Origin of the sequence: Microbispora sp. ZYX-F-249 (genome assembly GCF_039649665.1) — a bacterium.
Taxonomy (GTDB): domain Bacteria; phylum Actinomycetota; class Actinomycetes; order Streptosporangiales; family Streptosporangiaceae; genus Microbispora; species Microbispora maris.
The window spans coordinates 1-5,334 of record NZ_JBDJAW010000099.1 but is presented as its reverse complement, the minus strand read 5'-3'; the positions used below and the strand labels follow the sequence as shown (position 1 = coordinate 5,334).

The following is a 5,334-nucleotide window of genomic DNA, read 5'->3' as shown; positions in this document are numbered from 1 at the left end:
ATGGTGCCCCCTGCAGGATTCGAACCTGCGCACCCGGCTCCGGAGGCCGGTGCTCTATCCCCTGAGCTAAGGGGGCTCAACCGCTGATAAGGCTACCAGCACTTGAAGGCCGTTCGTCACATCAATACGGCCGCCCGGGCGGGTGAGCCCGTAGATCAGCGAAAACCGCGCGCCCGCCCCGTCTCATTGCTAGCTTTGCCGCCGTGAGCGAGCTTCTGGGACGCGTGCTGGTCGTGGATGACGACGAGGTCATCCGGCAGCTCATAGCGGTCAACCTGACCCTGGAGGGGTTCGAGGTCGAGACCGCCTACGACGGGCAGGACTGCTTGGACCGCGTCCACGACGTGGATCCCGATGTGATCACGCTCGACGTGATGATGCCGCGCCTGGACGGCTGGGAGACGGCCAGGCGGTTGCGGGAGGACCCGAGCACCCGGCACATCAAGGTCATGCTCATCACGGCCCGGGCCCAGGAGGACGACCGGAGGCGGGGATACGACATCGGTGTCGACTCCTATCTCACCAAGCCGTTCGACCCGGCCGAGCTGATCCAGATCGTACGGGACCTCGCCAAGGGGCCCGGCTCGCTCTGAGCGGATTGGTCCACGCACACGGCGGCCGATTGGCCCGGGAACGCGGGGCGGAACGCTTCTAGCCTCGGCAAGCGTGATCGATACCTCGACGTTCCTGGTTTTCACGGCGACCTCGGCGGCTCTGGTGGCCGTCCCCGGGCCCAACCACCTCTACATCGCCGCCCGGGGTGTCGCCCAGGGCCGTCGCGCCGGGGTCGCCTCGGCCCTCGGCGTGGAGACGGGCACGCTGGTCCACATCGCCGCCGCGGCGGCCGGGCTGTCCTATCTGCTCGCGCGGTCCGCGGCGCTGTTCGCCGCGGTGAAGTGGGCCGGCGTCGCCTACCTGGTCTATCTCGGCGTCCGCGCCCTGACCCGCCGGGGCGCCGGCGGTGACGAGCCGAGGCCGCAGCCGCTGCGCCGGGTCTTCCTCGAAGGCGTCATGGTCAACGTGCTGAATCCCAAGACCGTGCTGTTCTTCCTGGCGTTCCTGCCCCAGTTCGTGGATCCCTCGGGCGACGTGCCGGGGCAGGTCCTGCTCCTCGGACTGGTGATCGCCGTCATCGGGCTGGCCTCCGACCTCGCGTACGCGCTCACCGCGGGGTCGCTCGGCGGGCGGCTGCGCGCGAGCACGCTCAGGTACGCCTCGGGGCTGGTCTACCTGGCGCTCGCGCTCGTCGCCGCGCTCGGCGGAGCCGGGCGTACGGCGCGGGGGTGATCAGGCCGGGCAGCCGGAGACCTCCCCGGCGGCGGCGTCGACGAAGCGGGCGAGCCGGGCGGGGTCGGCGAGCACGGTCAGATGCCCCCGGCCCGGCACGTGCGTGAGGCTGCCGTCGACGCAGGCCCGCAGGAACGCCTGTTCGTCGGCCCGGAACGGGTCGCGGGCGCCGTTCACCAGCCAGACCCGCCCGGGGTAGGCCGCCAGCGAGGTGAGGGGGTCCTCCGCCGTGATCGCCGCGATGACGGACGCCACGACCTCGCTGCTCAGCCCGCCTTCGATCATGGCCGCCCCGGCGGCGCCCGGCAGCATCCGGCGCAGCGCGACACGGCTCACCCGGTCGGCCCACTCCGCGTTGCGGGAGGCCAGGCGCCCCATAAACCGGTAGGCGTGCGCGATGGGCCGGTCCGGGCGCGTCGTGCACCCCATCGCCACCAGGCCCGCGACGAGGCCGGGATGCCGTGCGGCGGCGGCGATGCCCACGTAGCCGCCGAGGGACAGCCCCACGACGAGCGCCCGGCCGCCCAGGTCGGTGATCGCCTGCGCCACGACGTCGCAGGCCGCCTCCGTGTCGTACGGCCGGCCGCGCCGGCGACCGTGACCGGGCAGGTCGGGCGCGGCGGACGGGGCCCGCAGCAGCGCCCGGACCGGGGCCCACATCGTGCCGCTCACGCGTGTGCCGTGGACGAAGACCACCGGCAGGCTCATGACACACCTCCTCAACAACAACGCACCGTTGCGTTGTGCTTATCCCAGTAAAACACAACGGTCCGTTGCAGTAGGCTCCCGGCATGGCCCCACGCAAGAAGGACGACATCCTGAACGCCACGCTGCTGCTGCTGGCGGAGAAGGGGTACGAGGGCCTGACCGTGGAGGGCGTGGCCGAACGGTCGGGGGTCAACAAGACGACGATCTACCGGTGGTGGCCGTCCAAGGCCGCCCTGCTCGGCACGGCGCTGGTGGAGGCGCGGGCGCTCGACTTCGACGTGCCCGACACCGGGAGCCTCCGTGGCGATCTCCACGCACTGCTGGACGGCCTGGCGCGGCTGGTCACCACTCCCCCCGCGGCGGACATCGCCGTCGCGGCGCTCGGGGCCGCCGCCAACAACCCCGAACTGGCGGCGGCGGCCAAGGGGTTCTTCGCCGACCGGTTCGCCCGGGAGCGCCCGATCTTCGAGCGGGCCCGGGAACGCGGCGAGATCGGCGATGACGCCGACCCGATGATGATTATGGATCTGCTCGCCGGCGCGGTCTGGCTGCGGGTGGTATTCCGGCAATTGCCTCTGGACGATGGCTTTACCGGGCGGGCGGTGAGCGCCGTACTCGATGGGGTAGGGCGGCCAGGGGATCCGAAGGCAGGCCGACCGGCGCGTACCGGCGGCTGACCAGGCGGATCGGGCGGATCGATCGGGCGGCCCGGGTGGGCGCGCCCGTGGCGCCCCGCGAGGGGTCCGCCGGTGCCGCGCGCTCCACGCGCGGCCGCGTGCGCCCGGCCCATCCTTTCCGACGGACGTTCCATGACCCGCCGCGGTCACGTCCGCTCACGTCATTCGCGCACATCCCAGCCGCGCCGGCCACGTCAGGCCGCACCGCGTCATGCCGTGCCCCAGCGCGGAGGTGGAGGGAGCACACCGATGACCACTTCCAGCAAGCCGCCGAAACCTTACGGCAAGCGGCCCCGGCTCCTCCTCGGAGTCGCCGCGGCGCTCACCCTCGCCACCGGCGCCGGCCTCGCCACGGCCGGCGCTCCCGTTCATGACCAGCCGCCGTACGCCCGGGCGGGCCAGGTGCGGCCGGGCCCGGAGCAGTTCGGCATGACCGAGCTCGCACTGCTCCAGCTCGGACCGGCCAAGGCGCAGGCACAGCCCAGCCCGTCCGGCGACTACCAGACCTTCACGAGCCAGACGGGCGCCGTGGACTCGCTGCAGGGCAGCACCCTCACGGTGAACGGCCGCGCCTACACGGTCGACGAGTCGACCAGGATCGTCGCCGACTACAAGGGCCTGCAGGGCATCCGGGAGGGCGACCAGGTCTGGGTCGTGGGCACGACGGGGAACAACCCGAAGGCGATCATCGTCGCGGACGCGAGCCGGCCGGCGCTGCCGGGCCACGGCGGAGGCGGGGCGCCCCCGACGGGGGCACCGCAGACCCCGACCGCGCCCGCGACACCCAGCGAGACGGCGTCGCCGGAGACCGTCACGCCCACCGAATGACGGCACTCGTGGTCCACGGGCGGAGGCCACCGCGACCCCCGCCCGGGTGACCTCACGACGTGGCGAACGTGAACCAGTTGAGGTTGACGAAGTCGGCCGGCTGGCCGCTGCTGAAGGTGAGGTAGACGGTGTGGGTGCCGGTGGTCGGCGCGATGTTGGCCGGGATGGTCGTCCAGGTCTGCCAGCCACCGGTGTTGCCCACGGCGAAGTCGCCGATGGGAGTGGCCGTCGGGCTGTCGAGCCGCACCTGTACGAGCCCGCTCACGCCGGCCGCCGCGCCGGAGGCGACCCTGGCCCTGAACTGCCGCGCCGCCGTCGACCCGAAGTCGACGCCGTCGTAGCGCAGCCAGTCGCCGTTGGAGATGTAGCCGACGTTCTGGCCGCCGCCGGAGTCCTGGGTGGTCTCCGTCTGCGTGCCGCTCTGCGCCTGGTACGCCTCGGCCTGGATGGTGGAGCGGGCGTCCACGCCACCCGGCGGGGGCGAGCTCGGCGGCGGGCTGCTGGTGGCGCCGCTCTGCCACACGGCCACGTAGTCGACGACCATCGGCCGTCCGGACACCGTGGCGGAGGTCGGCGTGGAGAACCCGGCGACGCCGTTGGGGAAGCCGCCGCCCATGGCGACGTTGAGCAGGATGAAGTATCCGGCGTGGGAGGTCATGTTCGACCAGGTCGTGGCGTCGAGCTGGCTCTGGCTGATGCTGTGGAACTGCTGGCCGTCCACGTACCACCGGAGCTGGTTGGGGGTGACGCTGCGGTCCCACTCGAACCGGTAGGTGTGGAAGGCCGACTGGCAGGTCGAGCCCGGGCAGGCCCGGCTGCTGCCCCGGCCGTTGGTCTCGTCACACGCCCCGCCGGGGTTCACGCCGCAGTGCAGCACGCCCCAGACCGAGTTGATGCCGTTGACGTTCTCCATGATGTCGAACTCGCCGATGGCGGGCCAGTTCTGGTAGTTGCCGCGGTACGGCGAGCCCAGCGCCCAGAAGGCCGGCCAGTAGCCGAGGGCGGCGTTGCCGGTGACGTTCGGCATCTGGATGCGCCCCTCGATGCGCAGGATCCGCCCGGCCGCGGGCTTGAAGTCCGTACGACGGGTCTCGATGCGGGCGGAGGTCCAGTTCTGCCCGCTGCCGATCGGGGTGATGCGCAGGTTGCCGGAGCCGTCCAGGCTGACGTTCGCCGGGTCGGCCGTGTAGTTCTGGATCTCGCCGGTGCCCCAGTTCGAGGGGCCGCCGGGGTAGGAGCGGCCGGTGTCGATGATCCAGTTCGCGGATGACGGGAGCGATCCGGCCGCGCCGGTGAAGTCGTCCGACCAGACGAGCGACCAGCCGGACGGCGTTCCCGGGACGGACGCGTCGGCGGGCCGTACGGCGAGGGCCATGACCGCGGCGGCCGCGGCGAGCAACGCCAGCATCGAACGCCGCCATGGGGAGTGGAGCACACGCATGAGTACCTCTCTCCTCGGTCCGGTCGTCGCGGTGGGGGGATGGGGGTGCGGGCGGCCTCACGGAGCGGAGACGGGGGACGTCTGCCGGAAGGCCGGACGGCGGCGTCCGGGAAGGGTCGTGAGAGCCCGCGCACCGCGCCCGCGGACCACTTGAGCGCCACTGTCCCCTCTGAATCTCACTGACGTCAAGAGGATCTGTGAAATTCGAGAGAGCGTTCTCTCGACCACACCGCCCGTGAGCGGCTCCAGCGGAGAGCGCTCTCCCTCTCGAAGACCGATCGCCCCCGGACATGCCGGTGCCCACCCCCGGGAGGGATGGGGGCGGGCACCGGAGTCGGTTGGGTTACTTGAGGATCGGGAGGCGGCGGACCAGCGGGGTGGCGGCCCAGGCCT

The 5,334-nt window shown here is 72.1% G+C and carries 6 protein-coding genes and 1 tRNA gene; 4 read left to right on the top strand and 3 right to left on the bottom strand.

Annotated features, from left to right (window positions below; translation table 11 throughout):
- Window position 1 precedes the first annotated feature (1 nt).
- Window positions 2-76 (bottom strand) — tRNA-Arg (locus AAH991_RS39735).
- A 148-nt stretch (window positions 77-224) separates the two neighbouring features.
- On the opposite strand from AAH991_RS39735, the gene AAH991_RS39730 reads away from it, so the two are divergent.
- Both AAH991_RS39730 and AAH991_RS39725 read left to right on the top strand, forming a co-directional pair.
- Complete coding sequence (locus tag AAH991_RS39730; RefSeq protein ID WP_428834097.1) at window positions 225-593, top strand: response regulator transcription factor; 369 nt, start codon at window positions 225-227, stop codon at window positions 591-593.
- A 73-nt stretch (window positions 594-666) separates the two neighbouring features.
- Window positions 667-1,287, top strand: coding sequence for a LysE family translocator (locus AAH991_RS39725; RefSeq protein WP_346231124.1), 621 nt, complete (start codon window positions 667-669; stop codon window positions 1,285-1,287).
- Here the strand turns inward: AAH991_RS39725 and AAH991_RS39720 are convergent, their stop codons facing one another.
- Complete coding sequence (locus AAH991_RS39720) at window positions 1,288-1,995, bottom strand: alpha/beta fold hydrolase (RefSeq protein ID WP_346231123.1); 708 nt, start codon at window positions 1,993-1,995, stop codon at window positions 1,288-1,290.
- A gap of 83 nt (window positions 1,996-2,078) precedes the next feature.
- Here AAH991_RS39720 and AAH991_RS39715 point away from each other — a divergent pair, with 83 nt between their 5' ends.
- Window positions 2,079-2,672 carry a TetR/AcrR family transcriptional regulator gene (locus AAH991_RS39715; RefSeq protein ID WP_346231122.1) on the top strand — a complete coding sequence of 198 codons (594 nt, stop codon included), beginning with the start codon at window positions 2,079-2,081 and terminating at the stop codon, window positions 2,670-2,672.
- A gap of 249 nt (window positions 2,673-2,921) precedes the next feature.
- The gene (locus tag AAH991_RS39710) at window positions 2,922-3,500 is read left to right on the top strand and encodes a DUF5666 domain-containing protein (protein WP_346231121.1); all 579 of its coding nucleotides are present in this window, start codon (window positions 2,922-2,924) and stop codon (window positions 3,498-3,500) included.
- 52 nt (window positions 3,501-3,552) lie between these two features.
- Here AAH991_RS39710 and AAH991_RS39705 read toward each other — a convergent pair whose 3' ends face one another.
- Complete coding sequence (locus tag AAH991_RS39705) at window positions 3,553-4,941, bottom strand: glycoside hydrolase family 16 protein (protein ID WP_346231120.1); 1,389 nt, start codon at window positions 4,939-4,941, stop codon at window positions 3,553-3,555.
- Between the last annotated feature and the right edge of the window lie 393 nt (window positions 4,942-5,334).

Coding starts and splice junctions, on each gene's coding strand:
- AAH991_RS39710 (WP_346231121.1), top strand. CDS start 2,922: ATGACCACTTCCAGCAAGCCGCCGAAACCTTACGGCAAGCGGCCCCGG.
- AAH991_RS39715 (WP_346231122.1), top strand. CDS start 2,079: ATGGCCCCACGCAAGAAGGACGACATCCTGAACGCCACGCTGCTGCTG.
- AAH991_RS39720 (WP_346231123.1), bottom strand. CDS start 1,995: ATGAGCCTGCCGGTGGTCTTCGTCCACGGCACACGCGTGAGCGGCACG.
- AAH991_RS39705 (WP_346231120.1), bottom strand. CDS start 4,941: ATGCGTGTGCTCCACTCCCCATGGCGGCGTTCGATGCTGGCGTTGCTC.